General features: G+C 66.2%; 17 protein-coding genes. 13 read left to right on the top strand and 4 right to left on the bottom strand.

From position 1 onward, the window contains the following. Positions 1–18: 18 nt before the first annotated feature. Both LOC59_RS09970 and LOC59_RS09965 read left to right on the top strand, forming a co-directional pair. Positions 19–1818: a proline--tRNA ligase gene (locus LOC59_RS09970; RefSeq protein ID WP_227917354.1), complete on the top strand. Its 1800-nt coding sequence runs from the start codon at positions 19–21 to the stop codon at positions 1816–1818. An 8-nt stretch (positions 1819–1826) separates the two neighbouring features. Beyond that, positions 1827–2624, top strand: a complete 798-nt coding sequence (locus LOC59_RS09965) for a sulfite exporter TauE/SafE family protein (RefSeq protein WP_227894827.1) — start codon at positions 1827–1829, stop codon at positions 2622–2624. Between the two features lie 10 nt (positions 2625–2634). On the opposite strand, the gene LOC59_RS09960 is transcribed toward LOC59_RS09965, so the two are convergent. Then, the gene (locus tag LOC59_RS09960; RefSeq protein WP_229971736.1) at positions 2635–3627 is read right to left on the bottom strand and encodes an aminoglycoside phosphotransferase family protein; all 993 of its coding nucleotides are present in this window, start codon (positions 3625–3627) and stop codon (positions 2635–2637) included. A gap of 141 nt (positions 3628–3768) precedes the next feature. Beyond that, positions 3769–4845: a DUF4439 domain-containing protein gene (locus tag LOC59_RS09955; protein WP_227917356.1), complete on the bottom strand. Its 1077-nt coding sequence runs from the start codon at positions 4843–4845 to the stop codon at positions 3769–3771. A gap of 105 nt (positions 4846–4950) precedes the next feature. On the opposite strand from LOC59_RS09955, the gene rimP reads away from it, so the two are divergent. From rimP to rbfA, 5 genes are all read left to right on the top strand, one after another. Then, positions 4951–5577 carry a ribosome maturation factor RimP gene (gene rimP / locus LOC59_RS09950; protein WP_227894824.1) on the top strand — a complete coding sequence of 209 codons (627 nt, stop codon included), beginning with the start codon at positions 4951–4953 and terminating at the stop codon, positions 5575–5577. After that, a complete protein-coding gene (gene nusA, locus LOC59_RS09945; RefSeq protein ID WP_227894823.1) occupies positions 5578–6549 on the top strand; it encodes a transcription termination factor NusA in 972 nt (323 codons plus the stop codon). It abuts the gene before it with no gap. A 51-nt stretch (positions 6550–6600) separates the two neighbouring features. Then, positions 6601–6978 (top strand): YlxR family protein, encoded by a 378-nt coding sequence (locus tag LOC59_RS16770; protein WP_331460437.1) that lies wholly within the window; start codon positions 6601–6603, stop codon positions 6976–6978. A 151-nt stretch (positions 6979–7129) separates the two neighbouring features. Beyond that, a complete protein-coding gene (gene infB, locus LOC59_RS09935; protein ID WP_229971734.1) occupies positions 7130–10018 on the top strand; it encodes a translation initiation factor IF-2 in 2889 nt (962 codons plus the stop codon). A gap of 169 nt (positions 10019–10187) precedes the next feature. Further along, the gene (rbfA, locus tag LOC59_RS09930; protein WP_227894820.1) at positions 10188–10664 is read left to right on the top strand and encodes a 30S ribosome-binding factor RbfA; all 477 of its coding nucleotides are present in this window, start codon (positions 10188–10190) and stop codon (positions 10662–10664) included. A gap of 67 nt (positions 10665–10731) precedes the next feature. Here rbfA and LOC59_RS09925 read toward each other — a convergent pair whose 3' ends face one another. After that, entirely contained in the window at positions 10732–11964 is a 1233-nt protein-coding gene (locus LOC59_RS09925; RefSeq protein ID WP_229971732.1) for a ScyD/ScyE family protein, read from the bottom strand. Positions 11965–12147: 183 nt separating this feature from the next. Beyond that, complete coding sequence (locus LOC59_RS09920) at positions 12148–13293, bottom strand: pyridoxal phosphate-dependent aminotransferase (protein ID WP_229971730.1); 1146 nt, start codon at positions 13291–13293, stop codon at positions 12148–12150. Between the two features lie 110 nt (positions 13294–13403). Here LOC59_RS09920 and truB point away from each other — a divergent pair, with 110 nt between their 5' ends. From truB to rpsO, 6 genes are all read left to right on the top strand, one after another. Continuing rightward, positions 13404–14324, top strand: coding sequence for a tRNA pseudouridine(55) synthase TruB (gene truB, locus LOC59_RS09915; protein WP_227894817.1), 921 nt, complete (start codon positions 13404–13406; stop codon positions 14322–14324). Then, the gene (locus LOC59_RS09910) at positions 14325–14699 is read left to right on the top strand and encodes a hypothetical protein (protein ID WP_227894816.1); all 375 of its coding nucleotides are present in this window, start codon (positions 14325–14327) and stop codon (positions 14697–14699) included. Then, positions 14696–15139, top strand: a complete 444-nt coding sequence (locus LOC59_RS09905) for a hypothetical protein (RefSeq protein WP_229971728.1) — start codon at positions 14696–14698, stop codon at positions 15137–15139. The genes LOC59_RS09910 and LOC59_RS09905 overlap by 4 nt, the downstream gene beginning before the upstream one ends. Positions 15140–15245: 106 nt before the next feature. Further along, the gene (locus LOC59_RS09900; RefSeq protein ID WP_227894814.1) at positions 15246–15872 is read left to right on the top strand and encodes a DUF4345 domain-containing protein; all 627 of its coding nucleotides are present in this window, start codon (positions 15246–15248) and stop codon (positions 15870–15872) included. A gap of 100 nt (positions 15873–15972) precedes the next feature. Further along, entirely contained in the window at positions 15973–16962 is a 990-nt protein-coding gene (locus tag LOC59_RS09895; protein WP_227894813.1) for a bifunctional riboflavin kinase/FAD synthetase, read from the top strand. A 132-nt stretch (positions 16963–17094) separates the two neighbouring features. Beyond that, positions 17095–17364, top strand: a complete 270-nt coding sequence (rpsO, locus tag LOC59_RS09890; RefSeq protein ID WP_055240444.1) for a 30S ribosomal protein S15 — start codon at positions 17095–17097, stop codon at positions 17362–17364. Positions 17365–17409 lie beyond the last annotated feature (45 nt).

The following is a 17409-nucleotide window of genomic DNA, read 5'->3' as shown; positions in this document are numbered from 1 at the left end:
CAGAAACGGATTCGACGCGTGGTCCTTCGACTTTCCACCCTTTTCCTGCGCACCCTGCGCGAAGACCCGGCCGACGCCGACGTCGCCAGCCACCGCCTGCTCGTCCGCGCCGGCTACATCCGCCGTGCCGCTCCCGGCATCTATTCGTGGCTGCCGCTGGGCCTGCGGGTGCTGGGCAAGGTGGAGACCATTATCCGCGAGGAAATGGCCGCCATCGGAGCCCAGGAAGTCCACTTCCCGGCGCTGCTGCCGCGTGAACCCTATGAGGCCTCCAACCGGTGGACCGAGTACGGCGACAACCTCTTCCGCCTCCAGGACCGCAAGGGTGCGGACTACCTGCTGGCACCGACCCACGAGGAGATGTTCACCCTCCTGGTCAAGGACCTGTACAGCTCCTACAAGGACCTGCCCGTCTCCCTGTTCCAGATCCAGAACAAGTACCGCGACGAAGCCCGTCCGCGGGCCGGCCTGCTCCGCGGCCGCGAGTTCATCATGAAGGACTCGTACTCCTTCGATATCGATGACGAAGGCCTGGAAGCCAGCTACCAGGCGCACCGCGGCGCCTACCTGCGCATCTTCGAGCGCCTGGGACTCGACGTCGTTGTGGTCTCCGCTGTCTCCGGTGCCATGGGCGGGTCCAAGAGCGAGGAATTCCTGCACCCGACGCCGGTAGGCGAGGACACCTACGTCCGCTCGGCCGGCGGTTACGCAGCCAACGTCGAAGCGGTCACCACCGTGGCACCGGAACCGGTTGACTACACGGACGCGCCCGCCGCGCAGGTAGTGGACACCCCGGACACCCCCACCATCGAGACGCTGGTGGCGGACGTCAACGCCCGCTTCCCGAAGGACGACGGCGAGTGGACGGCGGCTGACACGCTGAAGAACGTGGTGCTTGCTGTGAGCCTGCCCACCGGAGAGCGGCAGATCGTCGTCGTCGGTGTTCCGGGCGACCGTGCCGTGGACCTCAAGCGGATCGAAGCCAACATCGGCGCGCACCTTGAGATCGGCGGCGAGCTGGGCATCGAAGCTGCCACCGAAGACGACCTGAAGAAGAACCCGGGACTGGTCAAGGGCTACATCGGCCCGGGGCTGTCCCTGGAAGAAGCCGTGCTGGGCACCGAATCGGCCACCGGCCTGCTGTACCTCGTGGACCCGCGCGTGGTTTCCGGAACCCGCTGGGTCACCGGCGCCAACGCGGCCGGAAAGCACGTGATCGGCCTGGTCGCCGGACGGGACTTCACCTGGGACGGCGTCATTGAGGCCGTCGAGGTCCGCGAAGGCGACGAAGCTCCGGACGGTTCCGGACCCCTTGAAGCCGCCCGCGGCATCGAGATGGGCCACATCTTCCAGCTGGGCCGCAAGTACGCCGAAGCCCTGGGCCTGAAGGTCCTGGACAAGAACGGCAAGCTCGCCACCGTGACCATGGGTTCCTACGGCGTGGGAGTCACCCGAGCCGTTGCAGCACTGGCCGAGTCCAACCGCGACGACAAGGGCATCATCTGGCCGCGCGCCGTCGCACCGGCAGACGTCCATGTAGTGGCAACCGGCCGCGGCGACGAGATTTTCGAGGCTGCAGCAAAGCTGTCCGAAGAGCTCGAAGCAGCCGGCCTGGAGGTCATCTACGATGACCGTCCCAAGGTTTCCCCGGGCGTGAAGTTCGGCGATGCGGAGCTGATCGGCGTTCCGACCATCCTGGTGGTTGGCCGCGGACTGGCCGACGGCGTCGTGGAGATCAAGGACCGCGCCACCGGCGAGGCAGAGAACGTCCCCGTTGCCGAAGCCGTGGAGTACGTGCTCCGCGCTGCCCGGTCCTGAGCACCTAAGTGGTCTCCGGGCTTGAGGAGATAACGCTCGCCACCATTCTTCTGGTAGTGGTGGCGGGCCTTGCAGCCGGGTGGGTCGACGCCGTTGTGGGCGGCGGCGGCCTGCTCCAGCTGCCCGCGCTTCTCCTCGTGCCCGGAATCACCCCGGTCGAGGCGCTGGCGACCAACAAGATGGGTTCCGTCTTCGGAACCACCACCAGCGCCGTGACGTACTACCGCCGCGCCCATCCGGACCTGAAGACGGCCCTGCCCATGGCCGGAGTCGCTCTGGCGGCCAGCTTTGGCGGAGCCGTCCTCGCGGCGTCACTGCCGGCGTCGGTGTTCAAACCCATCATTGTGGTGGCCCTGATCATGGTTGCCGTTTTCACCGCCACCAAGCCCACGGTGGGGGAGCTGACCAAGCTCCGGCATAGCGGGAACCGGCATTACTGGACCGCAGGGGCTATCGGCGCGGTGATCGGGTTCTATGACGGGCTGATCGGACCCGGCACGGGATCCTTCCTCATCATCGCGATGGTGACCCTCCTCGGGTACAACTTCCTGGCTGCCAGCGCGAAGGCCAAGATCGTGAACATGGCCACCAACATTGGCGCCCTGGCGTTCTTCCTGCCGCACGGTTCCCTGCTGTGGGGCCTGGGGTTGATCCTGGGACTGGCCAACATGACCGGCGGCTATATCGGCGCCCGCATGGCCGTGAAGCAAGGCAGCAAGTTCATCCGGATCGTGTTCCTGGTGGTGGTCGGCGCGCTGATCATCAAACTGGGAACGGACGTCTGGATGGAGAACTTCAGCGGCTAGGCCCGCTGCATCAGGCCGCGGGAAGATCCCAGACGGGCGGGAGCCCCGGGTGGCTGCGCCCCGCAAGCGCGGAGGCCACCCACACCGAGCGCTGCGCATCCCCATGCTGCCCCTCGCCCACGTAATCCACCGCGTTGACGACTTCTCGGAGGATGCTCCATTCCCTGGCAGCGTCCGGATCAAGGCCGCCCGCGTCGCAAAGAAGGCTGAGCCGGTCCTGCAGTGACTGTTCCGGCGCCTCCGGGTCCAGGTCCTGGAGCCGGTTCCACAGCATGGGTGCGACGGCGTACTCGGGTTCCCCGAGGACTGCCTGGGGATCGATCGCCGCCCAGCCGCTGTGGGGCGCGAGCCGATGCAGGACGTTTTCGCAGTGCAGGTCAGCGTGCACCAGGACGTCCCGGTTCCAGCGGCGGCCGACGACGCCGCGGGTCTGGCAGACCTGGAGCGCCTCCTCCAGCAGCCAGCGTTCAAACGGCCGGCCCAGTGCCTCCCAATCCGCCGGCAGCTGATCGGAAAGCTGTTCCGCGTGTTCAGCGACGGACGGAACGGCTGCCCACAGCGGGTCATCGCCGGAGGGCAGGGATAACATACGGATCAGTCCGCCCCATACCTCCGCGGCCTGCTGCACGGGTACCCCCGCCAGGGTGGTTCCGGGATCCAGCCGCTCGAGCAACAGTGCCGTGCCTGCTGGATCCTGGGCAAGCAGCCGGACAGCGCCGGTACCGTTCCACAGCTGCAGGGCAGCCGCTTCCGTTGCGGACTCCGGGTGCGGGTACGGGAACTTCAGTACGGCCGGGGTCCCTCCGGCGGCGGAGCGCACCGGAACCACCAGCGCACCGTGTCCGTGCCAGCTGTGTGAAGCTGCGCCGGGGTCGGTGACCATGCCAAAGTCCACCAACGCGGTTTCCACGAGTTCCGGAAGCCCATCAAGCCATTCCCTGCCCTGCCGTGTCCGCACATAGCGCAGGCGCAGCGCCTCGGGTACGGTGACGGCGGCTGCCATGATGCCTCCCGGATGGGGGATGGGGGATGGGGGATGGGGAAAGAAAACAAGGGCCGCATCAGCCGCGGCCATCAAACAAGAGTAGGGGCAGCAGCCCCGTGCGGCCAGTACACGGGTGTGCAGGTGCCGGGAGCCGGACGGTCAGCCGGCTGCCCAGGGCAGGCTGGCCGGGTCGGCCGTGATCCCCGGTGAAGCGGGAGGAAGGCGCGAATCGGAGTACGCAGCCAGGGAGGTCTGCACCAGTCTGTCGATGGCCCAGGACCGCAGGGCGCCGTCGCTGGAGCCGGCAAGGTCAGCGTAGATGCCGGGCAGTGCCGCTTCCATCGCGGACAGGCTTCCGGCCGGGTCGGCGAAAAAATCCGCAGTGAGTGAGTAGGCAGGCAGCGGGCTGACTGCCGGGAGGCAAAGCGAAGAAAGGTGCCGTACGCCATCCTCGCCCGCCTTGAGATGGGCGGCACGGTGTTCGGCGGCGGTTTGTCCCAGCACGGCGATCGACCTCCCGCCCTGGGCCTGCGCCACTTCGTAGGCATAAACGGCGCCGAACTCGGCGTCCAGCACTGCACGGAGTGACTCAGCTGCCCCGGGACGGTCACGCAGCTGGGTGCGGTCGGAAGCAGCGTCGCTGTTGGTGCACCGCGCAGCACTCTCCTCGAGGACCGGCGTCCAGCCGGATTCCTGCAGCGGTTCGCTGTTTTCGCCCAGGACGTCTGCTGCCCGCTGGGCCAGCAGCAATTGTCCGGCGCCAACGGAGGCCAGGAGCCGGGCGGTTCCGTAGTCGGCCCGTCCCGCCGCTTCCAGGTTGGTCCTCGCCGCTGCCTGCAGTGCCTGCACATACGTGACGGGCGATTCGCCGGAGCTCCCTGCGTCGGCGGGGGCGCCGGCCTGACGTGCGGTTCCACCGGGGCCGGACAGGAGCAGCGCCTGCTCCGTCAGTGTCTGGGCCTGCAGCTTCATCTCTGCGGCTGCCGGCGCGGGCACCGCCAAACCGGTGGCATCCGCGGCCAAAACCCGTGCAGTGGCGAACGCCTCATTGAGGGCCTGCTCTGAAAAGGTGCGCGGCCGGTCAGCTTCGGCACGGGTCCCTGCCGTGAGCCCGAAACTAGCAACGACGCAGGCCAGAAGGGCAAGCAGCACGGTACGCCGGAGAACACCGGCAGCTGCGGCAGCCCGGGAGGGGCGCGCTGCGGCGGTGTTCAGGGGCGAAGGGCGCTTATTCACAACAGTCGATCATGTCACGAACCGGGTCCCGGCTGCACCGGTGACTCGGGCACTTGGGAAAGTCGGTAGGCTAGGAGCTACAACAACATCTAGTGGGAGGCAGTAATGGCGGGTCGGACCAGCCCCAAAAAAGACACGTCGTCGGACTACCGCAAGAACGCACAGCGTGCAGAGATCGCGGCAGAGACGCAGCGGCTCACCGCATACCTTGCTCCCACTGTCGCCTCCGAGGGACTCTTCCTTGAGGAAATCGAGATTAGGCTGGCCGGCGCCCACCGTACCGTCCATGTCATCGTGGACCTTCCCGAAACGGAAACCGGAGGGGTCAGCCTCGACCGCATTGCGGACATTTCCCGCGTCCTCTCGGATGCCATGGATGAGGACCCGAACGACGACGGACGTCCGTACAGCCTGGAAGTTTCTTCCCCGGGAGTCTCGCGTCCGCTGACCGAGCCCCGGCACTGGCGGAGGAACACCGGCCGGATGGTGACCGTATTCCCGCTGCGCGGCGATGCCGTGACGGGCCGCCTGGTGGAGACCGATGCCGAGGGCATCACCCTGATTCCGGAACTGCCCGTGAAGAAGGGCATGAAAGCCAAACAGGGCGAGAAGACGCACCTGGCCTTTAGCGACATCGCCAAGGGGAGGGTCGAAATCGAATTCGCCCATCTCGAGGATGAACCGGCAGGCGAAGACGCCGATGAATTTGAAAGCACAGCCGAGGAGGCCTAAATGGATATTGATATGAGTGCGCTGAGGCTGCTGGAAGCGGAACGCGAGATCCCGCTGGACAAGCTGATTCCGACGATTGAGCAGGCGCTGCTTGTCGCCTATCACAAGACGACGGGATCGCAGGAGACCGCCCGCGCCGAACTCGACCGCAAGTCCGGCCACGTCACCATCTGGGCGACGGAGGTCGATGACGACGGCGAGGCAGTGGGAGAATTCGACGACACTCCCGCAGGCTTCGGCCGGATTGCGGCCAGCACCGCGCGCCAGATCATCCTGCAGCGCCTGCGCGACGTGGAGGATGACAACATTCTCGGTGAGTTCAAGGGCCGCGAAGGCGAGCTCGTCTCAGGCCAGATCCAGCAGGGCAACAATCCCCACATGATCCAGGTCAACCTTGGCTCGGTCGAGGCGCTCCTGCCTCCCACGGAGCAGGTCCCGGGCGAGAAGTACCTGCACGGCTCACGCCTGCGTGCGTTCGTCGTCGACGTCCGCCGGGGTTTCAAGGGCCCGTCGATCACGCTTTCGCGTTCCCACCCCGGCCTGGTGCGCAAGCTGTTCGAACTCGAGGTGCCGGAAATCGCCGACGGTTCGGTGGAGATCGTTGCCCTGGCCCGTGAGGCCGGACACCGGACCAAGATTGCGGTCCAGGCCAACGTGGCCGGCGTCAACGCCAAGGGTGCCTGCATCGGTGAGATGGGTTCCCGTGTCCGCGCCGTCATGACCGAACTGCACGACGAGAAAATCGACATCGTCGACTTCAGCGAGGACCCGGCGACGTTCATCGCCAACGCCCTCTCGCCGTCGCGCGTGAACTCCGTCACCATCACCGACGCCGACACCCGCTCGGCCCGCGTCGTCGTGCCGGACTACCAGCTGTCCCTGGCTATCGGCAAGGAAGGGCAGAATGCCCGCCTCGCCGCCAAGCTCACCGGGTGGCGGATCGACATTGTCTCCGACGCAAAGTCGGCCTGATACTCCCGCCCGGGAAACCGGATGCGGGCATGAGAAGAGAAAAGCGGTAGAATGTTCATGGCCGGGTCACCGTCCGCCTTCCAGCAACCGCAGCAGCCCGAGGAATCGGTGCGGCCTGCGGCAGGATCAGTGCATGTTCCCCAACGGACATGCATTGGTTGCCGGAAGAAAGATGACCAGGCTGCTTTGATGCGGCTGGCGCTTGAATCGAAGGAAGGCACACGTGCCGTCCAGGTCGATGAAAGCCGCCGTATGTCTGGCCGGGGTGCCTGGTTGCATCCCGAGGCAGCATGCCTCGCAACGGCTGTAAAACGCAGGGCCTTTGGCCGCGCCTTCCGGGCGCAGGTTGATATCTCGGCGCTGGAGCAGTGGTTCGAAGCTCAAGAGGCTGGTTCCGACCCGGAGCTACCTCGAAACCGTCCAACCTGAAAGCGGGTCAGAAATCTGATGGAAACCCGATGAGTACCCAGCGATGAGTACTTTGTTGTGCTCTGTGATGGGCCCTGCTGCACCCGCAGCGGAAGCCCGCAGCAAATAGACGGTTCGTGCCTGGCTCGGTGCGGACCGAGACAGGAGAAATGTGGCCAAGGTCCGCGTACACGAGCTCGCCAAAGAGCTCGGCATTACCTCGAAGGATGCAGTTGCAAAACTGCAGGAACTGGGCGAATTCGTCCGGTCGGCATCCTCGACAATCGAAGCACCCGTAGTTAAGAAGCTTCGCGGGGCATTCCCCGACGCCGCTGCCAAGCCGGCAGCATCCAAGCCCGCAGCACAGACCGGCTCTGCGCCGCGTCCGGCAGCTCCCGCAGCCCCGGCTGCGCCTGCTCCCGCGGCACCCAAGGCTGAGGCTCCGGCCGCTGCCGAAAAGCCGGCGGCTCCCGCTGCGGCCGAAAAGCCGGCAGCTCCGGCTCCGGCCGCTCCCGCCGCCCCCAAGCCGGCTGCAGAAACGCCTGCTGCGAAGCCTGCCTCGCCGGCTCCCGCAGCCGAAGAGAAGCCCGCAGCACCGGCTGAATCTTCCTCCGCCCCGCGTCCGGGTGCCCCGCGCCCCGGAGCTGGTGGACCCCGTCCGGGCAACAACCCCTTTGCTACTTCCCAGGGCATGCCCCGTCCCCGCGGCCGCGGCGACGGCGAGCGTGGCCAGGGCGGTGCTCCGCGTCCGGGCAACAATCCCTTCGCGCCTTCCCAGGGCATGCCCCGTCCGGGCCAGCGCCGTGACGACGCCGAACGCACCGGTGCTCCCGGCGCAGGCGGTCCCCGTCCGGCAGCCGGTGCAGGCGGTCCCCGTCCGGGCGCACCGCGTCCCGGCGGCGCGCCCCGTCCGGGTGCTCCCCGTCCCGGCGGCGCTCCGCGTCCGGCCGGTGCCGGCGGAAACCGTCCGACTCCGGGCATGATGCCCAACCGCACCGAGCGTCCCGCAGCCCCGGCCCGTCCGGGTGCAGGCGGACCGCGCCGCGGACCCGGCGGAGCGCCGGGTGCAGGCGGCGGCGCTCCCGTTGGCGGCGGTTTCGGCAAGGGCGGCCGCGGACGCGGCGGCACTGCCGGTGCCTTCGGCAAGGGTGGCGCAGGACGCGGCAAGCAGCGCAAGTCGAAGCGTGCAAAGCGGCAGGAACTGGAGCAGATGTCAGCTCCGTCGCTGGGTGGCGTTTCGGTACCCCGCGGCGACGGCAACACTGTTGTCCGGCTGCGCCGCGGCGCGTCCATCACGGACTTTGCCGACAAGATTGAGGCGAACCCCGCAGCACTGGTTACCGTGCTGTTCCACCTCGGCGAAATGGCGACTGCCACGCAGTCGCTCGACGAAGAAACGTTCGGCGTCCTGGGCGAGGAACTTGGTTACAAGATCCAGGTTGTCTCTCCGGAAGACGAAGAGCGCGAGCTGCTCAGCAGCTTCGATATCGACTTCGAGGCCGAGCTGGAAGCCGAAGGCGACGACGACCTCGAGGCACGTCCTCCGGTAGTCACCGTCATGGGTCACGTTGACCACGGTAAAACCCGCCTGCTGGACGCCATCCGTAACACGAAGGTTGTCGAAGGCGAAGCCGGCGGCATCACCCAGCACATCGGTGCCTACCAGATCGCTTTCGATCACGAGGGCACCGAGCGGGCCATCACCTTCATCGATACCCCGGGCCACGAGGCGTTCACCGCCATGCGTGCCCGTGGTGCGAAGGTCACCGACATTGCCGTACTGGTTGTGGCAGCGGACGACGGCGTGATGCCGCAGACCGTTGAAGCCCTCAACCACGCACAGGCAGCAAACGTGCCGATCGTGGTAGCCGTGAACAAGATCGACAAGGAAGGCGCCAACCCGGAGAAGGTCCGCGGCCAGCTGACCGAGTACGGCCTGGTTCCGGAAGAATACGGTGGCGACACCATGTTCGTTGAGGTCTCTGCACGCCAGAACCTGAACATCGACGCCCTGCTCGAGGCCGTGCTGCTCACCGCAGACGCTGCCCTGGACATGCGCGCCAACCCGGACAAGGACGCACGCGGCATCGCGATCGAAGCGAACCTGGACAAGGGCCGCGGCGCTGTTGCAACCGTGCTGGTCCAGTCCGGAACGCTGAAGGTCGGAGACACGATCGTGGCGGGAACGGCCCACGGCCGCGTCCGTGCCATGTTCGACGAGAACGGCGACAACGTCACCGAAGCCGGACCGTCGCGTCCGGTCCAGGTACTGGGCCTCTCGAACGTCCCGCGTGCAGGCGATACCTTCTTCGTGACCGACGATGAGCGTACTGCCCGCCAGATCGCCGAGAAGCGTGAAGCTGCAGACCGCAACGCAGCCCTGGCCAAGCGCCGCAAGCGCATCAGCCTTGAGGACTTCGACCAGGCTGTTGCCGATGGAAAGGTTGACACCCTCAACCTCATCCTCAAGGGCGACGTGTCCGGTGCTGTGGAAGCCCTGGAAGACTCCCTGCTCAAGATCGACGTCGGGGACGGCGTGCAGCTGCGCGTTATCCACCGCGGCGTTGGTGCCATCACGCAGAACGACGTCAACCTGGCGACCGTGGACAACGCGATCATCATCGGCTTCAACGTCAAGCCTGCCGAGCGCGTGGCCGACCTGGCCGAGCGTGAAGGCGTGGACATGCGCTTCTACTCCGTCATCTACGCAGCAATCGATGACATTGAGCTGGCCCTCAAGGGCATGCTCAAGCCGGAGTACGAGGAAGTTCAGCTCGGTACCGCCGAGGTCCGCGAAGTCTTCCGCTCCTCCAAGTTCGGCAACATTGCCGGCTCGATCGTGCGCTCCGGCATCATCCGCCGTAACGCCAAGGCACGGGTCACCCGCGACGGCAAGGTCATCGGTGAAAACCTCACCGTCGACTCGCTCAAGCGGTTCAAGGACGACGCCACCGAGGTCCGCACAGACTTCGAATGTGGTATCGGCCTGGGCTCGTTCAACGACGTCAAGGAAGGCGACATCATCGAGACCTTCGAGATGCGCGAGAAGCCGCGGGTCTAGTCCCACGGCCAGGGGCCGCCGGATTCCGGCGGCCCCTGCCCGGGGCAGTTTGCCCCGGTATTCCGCCGGAAGCCGCAGGGGAGACCCTGCGGTTTGCGGCATTCCAGCGCCCGACGGCGGTCCCTTCCGGCCGCAGTCCGGCGAACCCACGGTTTAATAAGGAGAGGTAATGGCAGATCCAGCACGCGCTGCGAAACTCGCTGACCGCATCAAAGTGGTAGTTGCACAGGCGCTCGAGCGGCGGATCAAGGATCCCCGGCTGGGATTCGTGACCATCACCGACGCACGGGTCACCAACGACCTGCAGCACGCTACCGTCTACTACACCGTCTTCGGCGATGAGGCCCAGCAGGCTGACACCAAGGCGGCCCTGGACTCTGCGCGCGGGATCCTGCGTGCGGAGGTAGGCAAGAACATCACGGTCCGCCTCACGCCGACCCTGGAGTTCGTTGCCGACGAAATCCCGGTCAACGCCAGCCACCTCGAAGAGCTGATCCGCGAAGCGAAGAAGCGCGACGAAGAGCTGGCAGCGCTGAAGCAGGGCGCCCAGTACGCCGGTGACCCCGATCCGTACCGCAAGGACGAAGAGGACGACGAAGAAGACCTGCAGGACGCGCCTGCCGAGGATTCGGACGCGCGCAGCTAGGCATCAGGACACACAGAAGGAGCGGCACCGCCACGGTGGCCGCTCCTTCTGCGTTCCCGGCACAGGACTAGTCGTTGTTCGGCTCTGCCGGTGCCCCGTCCGGCTCCGCCAGCCCGCGGGGGTCGCCGCCGCTGGTGAGCTGGATCCTTATCACCTTCCCGTCGAAGACTGGCGGCGGCGCATTCGGATCAGTGGGTTCGCCCGGCTCCGGGAAACCCCCGGGGGGAATGGCATCTGTACTCGCGTACAGCGCCGAGCCCCGCAGTTCAACGTCGGCCGGAGCAACAACCTCCAGGAATGGCTGGGCAGTAGTGGTCCCGCGTGGAATCACCGAGATCCGGTTCGCGAAAAGTTCTGCAACGTAGATGTCGCCGCGGGCGCTGACTGCGATCCCGGTGGGGGTCACCAGGCCCGTGGCGGCGAGTTCAACCGCACCTGTGCGAAGGTTCACGGTGTAAATGGAACCGGGTCCGCCGGGTCCGCCGGGAAGGGTTGCCACATAGAGCCTTCCATCGCGTCCCATGGCCATGTCAGTAGGGACCGGTTCTGCGAAGTACTCATGGCCCACGGTGCAGGCCGGCAGCCGGTTTTCGGTAGCTGACTGCGCAGTGATCGGCGACGCCGCCGGCGGGAGGACAGCGACAGTGGACGTCTCGCCGCTGCGCTCGGAGACCTTGAGGATCGCGTTCGCTCCGGCGTCGGCGACGAGGATGCCGCCGCGGATCCGCATGGTGTCATAGGGATGGGAGTCCTGAACGCCTGTGTAGCCGTTCGGAATCATCGGATCGATCTGGGCCAGGCACTCAGCATCGAGGTCCCGGAACCCGTAGGTATTGACCTGATCCGGGTTGGCGCTGCGTTCATACTCCGCCAGATCGGTGATGGTCCGGATATTTCCCCGCCGGTCCACCGAGCGGAGCAGTGCGACGTTGTTTTCCGGGACGCCAAGCCCTTCACCGGTGGTCAGCGTGTAGTAGGTAGTGCCGCGGGAGCGTGACACTGCGTCCGCAGCGTAGTCCTTGATCCCCGGGTCAAGCGTGGTGAGTCCGCCGCCCTGGCCGATGCGCACGACGCTCCCGGCCATGGACTGCGCGACGTCGACAGACCGGCCGCTTCCCAGTGCGATGCGCAGCGGGGTGATGAGGCCGGTGGCGACCGTGGTGACTTCGCCGGCCACCGGGGGCTGCGGAGAAGGATGATGCCCCCGGTAGCCGGCCGCGGCGGGTGGTGCCCCCGCCAGACCTGCCAGCAGTGCTGTTGCTGCCGTCAACGACAGCAGCGACGGTGTGCGTTTCTTCATGGCTTCCTCCGTGGAATAGGTGCTGCCGGGATGTGGCTCAATGCGAGACTCACCCGGCGCGGAACCCCTAAACCGTTCCCCCATGCCGAAGGAGTCACAGACTAGGCAGGGGGTGGTGGTGTGTAAACGCGAAGTTGGGAGGAAACTGTGCTTCAGCGGTGAAAAGGCTGGAACTCCCGGAGGCTAATCCCTGGCGGGGAGCCGGCCGAGGCCCTCCACCAGGTCGGCGCCCGGGCCGCAGAGGGCGATCCGGACCCAGCCTTCGCCAAACGATCCGAAAGCAGTTCCCGGAGCCAGGGCGACGCCGGATTCCGCCAGGAACCTGCGGGTCCACCCACGGATGTCCCCACTGGAAGCATGCGAAAGATCGGCCCAGAGATAGAAGGCGCCCTGTGCCGGCAGGAACGGTATCCCCTTCTCGATCAGTACCGCAGTCGCAGCGTCCCGGTTGCGGCGGTAATGCGCACCGGCCTCACGGACGTAGTCCTGCGGGCCGGTCAGGGCAGCGAGGGCCGCGTACTGGGACGGGGAAGCCACGCAGGAAACGATGGATTCCATGACGGTGCTCATCCGGGCTTCCAGTCCCGGGGGCGTCACCAAGGCGCCGATTCGAAGACCCGTCAGGCCGTAGGTCTTGGACAGGGTGTAGGAGGAAACGACCCGTTCTCCGCCCCCGTCAAAGGCCAGCGGGGACACATGGGGAACGTCGTAAGTGAAAGCCTCGTAGCACTCGTCCGAGATAATCCAGAGATCCCTCTGCCGGGCCAGTTCCACCAGGTCGCGGGTGAGGTCCGCACTGAAGACAGAGCCCAGCGGGTTGGACGGCGAATTCAGCAGCAGCACCCGGGAGCTGGGAGTGATCTTGGCCTCAATGTCCTCGATCCTGGGCTGGAAGCCGTTTTCCGGGTGCAGCGGATAGTCGACAGGCACGGCATGGAGCAGGCGGGCTGTCATTGCGAACGTAGGGTAGCCCGGATTCGGAATCAATATCTCGTCTCCGGCGTCGAGCAGCAGGCTCATCGCCAGGTGCAGGCCCTGCTGAGCGCCGGCCGTTACGAACACCCGGGACGGATCCACCACGGTCTCCGTCTGTGTGCCGACCTGCTCGGCGAAGGCCGTCCGCAGGGGAGCGATACCTGCGTTGGGTGTGTAGCCGGTCTCATCCCGGGCGAGGGTCTGCTGTGCGGCCTCAAGGATGTGGGGCGGAGTCGGGAACCCCGGCTCTCCGATGCTGAGGACAATCGAGTTCGGTGTTGCCCAGGCAGCCTGCGTGATTTCACGGATCTGGTTCGGGTCGACGGTACGCACGTGGGAGGCAAGCTGGGGCATATCCGCATGCTACCGCCGGTTGCCGCTTCCGGCGTGTTGGCGCGGCCGCAGGGAGCGCAGCCGGGGCGCAGGCGCCAGGCACGCCCTGACCGGCGCATATACTGGAAGGCGTGAATTCCGGGCAGGTCCGTTCAGGACTGATAATTGTGGACAAACCGCAGGGATGGACCAGCCATGACGTGGTGGGCCGCCTGCGCAGGCTGGCCGGCACCCGGAAGGTGGGCCACGCCGGAACCCTGGACCCCATGGCTACAGGAGTCCTGGTGGTCGGCATCAACAAGGCCACCCGGCTGCTGACCTACATCGTGGGCACGACCAAGACCTACGAAGCCACCATTCGGCTGGGCCAGTCCACTGTCACTGACGACGCCGAAGGCGAAGTGACCGCAGAGACGATTGCCGCGGCTGTCACCGACGAAGAAATCGAGGCTGCCGTCGCAGCCCTCACCGGCGACATCCAGCAGGTTCCCAGCAGCGTCAGCGCCATCAAGGTCAACGGTGAACGCTCCTACGCGCGGGTCCGCGCCGGCGGCGAGGTCAACCTCCCCGCCCGCCCGGTGACCGTTTCCCGCTTCGAGATTCACGGCATCCGGCGCGAACACGGCGGCAAACTGCGCGACGTCGATGTCACCGTTGAATGCTCTTCCGGAACCTATATCCGTGCCCTCGCCCGTGACCTCGGTGCCGCGCTGGGCGTCGGCGGGCACCTGACAGCGCTGCGGCGCACCGCCGTCGGCCCCTACTCCGCTGACCAGGCCTCCACGCTGGAGCAGCTGGCGGAAGACCTTCGGCTCCTTGAGCTCAATGATGCGGCCCGGGCGCTGTTCCCCGTGCGTGAGCTCAGCGCCGGAGAAGCGGAGGACATCTCGCATGGACGCAGGATCGATCCTTCCGGATTCCCGGCGGGTAACGGAGAGCCTGTCCCTGTCGCGGCGTTCGCACCGGACGGCGAACTCATCGGCCTGCTGGCGGACAAGGCCGACACAGCCCGGGCCCTGCTGGTCTTTGCCCCTGGAAATGAGAGGGCCTAAGTGCTCATCGACCCCCTGTTCCTTGTCGGCACGGTTGTCTGCCTGGTCTCCACGGTCCTCTGTGTCGGTGCGGCCATCCTGCGTCATGGACCCAACGACCTCACGATCCTCTCCGCGGCCGCCGTCGAACTGTTCCTGATTGTCTACGCGATTGCCGCCGTGATCCGCCAGACCGGCGGAGAGACCCTGAACGGACCCGCATGGGAATTCTGGGGGTACCTGCTGACGGCTGCCGTCATCCCGATCGGCGCCGTCTGGTGGTCGTTGATGGACCGGTCGCGATGGAGCAACCTGGTCCTGGGAGCAGTCGGAGTCACCGTGTTCGTCATGCTGTTCCGGATGGAGCAGATTTGGGATGGAGTCCAGCTCGGATGAAAAAACTGATTAAGCCCAAGCCCGCTGAAGACCCGGCAGCGCCGGCTGCGCGCAACACGGGGCCGGGGCGGCTCATCGTCGCCGTCTATGGCGTCTTCGCCCTGGCAGCATCGGCACGGGCGGCCTTCCAGATCGCCACCAAGTTCGACGAGGCCCCGGTGGCGTACCTGCTGTCCGCCTTCGCAGCAGCGGTCTACATCGTCGCAACCCTTTCACTGGCCCGGTCCGGGGAAACCTCCTACAAGGTCTCCGTCGCCGCCGTCGGGATCGAGATGGCTGGAGTTGTTGCTGTGGGACTTCTTGGCCTGCTTGACCCGGCCGCGCTCCCGGATGACACTGTCTGGTCCGGTTTTGGCCAGGGCTACGGATTTGTGCCGCTCGTGCTGCCCATTCTTGGACTGTGGTGGCTTTACCGGCACAGGAACCGCCAACACGCCTAGCTGCCGGGTCACCAGCAGGTCCGCCCCGGCCCGTGAGACGATGTGAAAAACCGTGCCGGCGCCTCAACGCGGGCACGGTGAACCGCGATCCCATCAGGGGGCAACCATGACAACGCCAACTCCGGGACCGGCTGAGCAGTCCCACGGCACCGGCGGCAGCCGGAAATCCACCCCGGGCGGGCAGTCCACCCCGGGTACCGGCAGGTTTTCCCGGCGAAGCAAAGGCAAAGCGGCCGCGTCCGATGCAGGCCGTCAGCCGGCTGCGAGGACCTGGAAGAGCTCAGATGACTGGGGCGTTTTCCGGACCGTTGTCATCGCCGTCGGCGTTCTGATCGCCGGAATCGGCATTTATTACCTGGTTACCGGAACGGCAGGAGTGGCTGAGACCAGCGGGGGAGCGGTCAACGCGTCGCTGGAGAGCCAGTTCCGCTTCTTTTCGGCCATGATGGTCGGTGTCGGAGCTGCCTTCGTGGCAATAGCCATCAAGTTCCAGTGGGCGAACATGCTTTGGCTGGTCTGCCTCATGGTCTTCCTCGGCGGAATCGGACGCGTTCTTTCCTGGGCCTTTTCCGGCACCCCGCACTTCACGCTGATCATCCTGATGATCCTGGAGCTGGCCTTCCCGCCGGCCCTGCTTGTCTGGCACCGCTTCATCGCCAAGACCAGCGCACTGAAGAGCGAGATCCACCGGGGCCGGGCCGGCGGAGAGGGCTCCGCGCCGGCCGGTGCGTGAAGGATGCTTGTTTTCCGCCATAATGGATGAAGCCTTCTGTGCAGCACCTGCTGCCCGAGGCGCATTCATGGCAGGCATTTGTCGCTGGTAAGGAGCTCGGGTGTATTACTGGAATGACCTTGCGGAGGTGCCGTCCGACCTTGGTCCGACAGTAGTGACGATCGGCAACTTCGATGGCGTCCACCTGGGCCACCAGCACGTCCTTGCCCGCCTCGTGAAGGCCGCCCGCGATCATGACGCGGCGGCCGTCGCCCTGTCCTTCGACCCCCATCCGGCTGCGGTCCACCGGCCGGAAAGCGCTCCCGAGCTCATTATGGGACCGGCTGACCGGACAGAGGCGCTGGCTGAAGCCGGCCTCGATGGACTCCTGATGGTGCACTACGACCTTGACCTGGCATCGCTGACCGCCGAGGAATTCGTGCGGAAGTTCCTGGCCGAAGGCCTGCATGCCGTTGCCGTGGTCCTGGGGCACGACGCCCGCTTCGGCCGCGGGAACACCGGTGACCTGGACACTATGCGGGAGCTGGGTGCAGAACTGGGGTTCGACGTCGTCGCTGTCGATGACCTCGATGCCCTTCCCGAAGGTCCCGAAGACACGCAGGGGCGCCGTTGCTCCTCAACCTGGATCCGCGAAGCCCTGGCGGCAGGGGATGTCCGGACGGCCGCACGGCTGCTGGGCCGGACACACCGCATGCGCGGCGTGGTGGTACACGGGGCGGCGCGCGGCCGCGAACTGGGTTTTCCCACCGCCAACCTGGCACCCGAGTCGACAGGCCTTATTCCGGCGGACGGCATCTACGCCGGCTGGCTGGTCGATTCCGCCGGAACGCGGTGGCCTGCAGCAATATCCGTCGGTTCGAACCCGACGTTCGACGGCGTGAGCCGGCAGGTCGAGGCGCATGTCATCGACCGGCCCCAGGAAGCCGTTGAGGATTTCGACCTCTACGGCCAGTGCGTGGGAGTGGAGTTCGTGGAACGCCTGCGCGGCATGGTTGCCTACACCGGTCCGGAGGCGCTGATCGCCCAGATGCGGCTCGACGTCGCCCGGACTAGGGACGTCCTTTCGACAGAAGGCCCCGTGGCCGGGTAAACTGAGGGAAAATTCGGCTGCGGTCCGTGGCGGCTGAATTTCTTTGTGTCCATCGCTTCCATGCAGCGGGCACAGGGTTCCCGGCAGCGAAGTGCTGATTCGGGCCTCACGGCACAAATTGTAGGAGTTACATTGGCACTCGATCCCGCCGTCAAGCAGGCGATCATCAAGGAATTCGCACTCACCGAAGGTGACACCGGATCCCCCGAGGTTCAGGTTGCTGTTCTGTCCCGTCGTATTTCCGACCTGACCGAGCACCTGAAGACCCACAAGCACGACCACCACACCCGCCGCGGCCTGATGGCCCTGGTTGGTCGCCGTCGTCGTATGCTGGGTTACCTGCGCGAGACCGACATCACCCGTTACCGTGCGCTCATCGAGCGTCTCGGCCTGCGTCGATAGTCATGCTTTGAGGGCGGTGCCTGCGTACGCGCAGGGCCGCCCTTT

It is taken from the genome of Arthrobacter sp. zg-Y916 (assembly GCF_020907385.1).
Taxonomy (GTDB): domain Bacteria; phylum Actinomycetota; class Actinomycetes; order Actinomycetales; family Micrococcaceae; genus Arthrobacter_B; species Arthrobacter_B caoxuetaonis.
The sequence above is the reverse complement of the archived record's forward strand: the minus strand, read 5'-3'. Positions and strand labels throughout refer to the sequence as shown.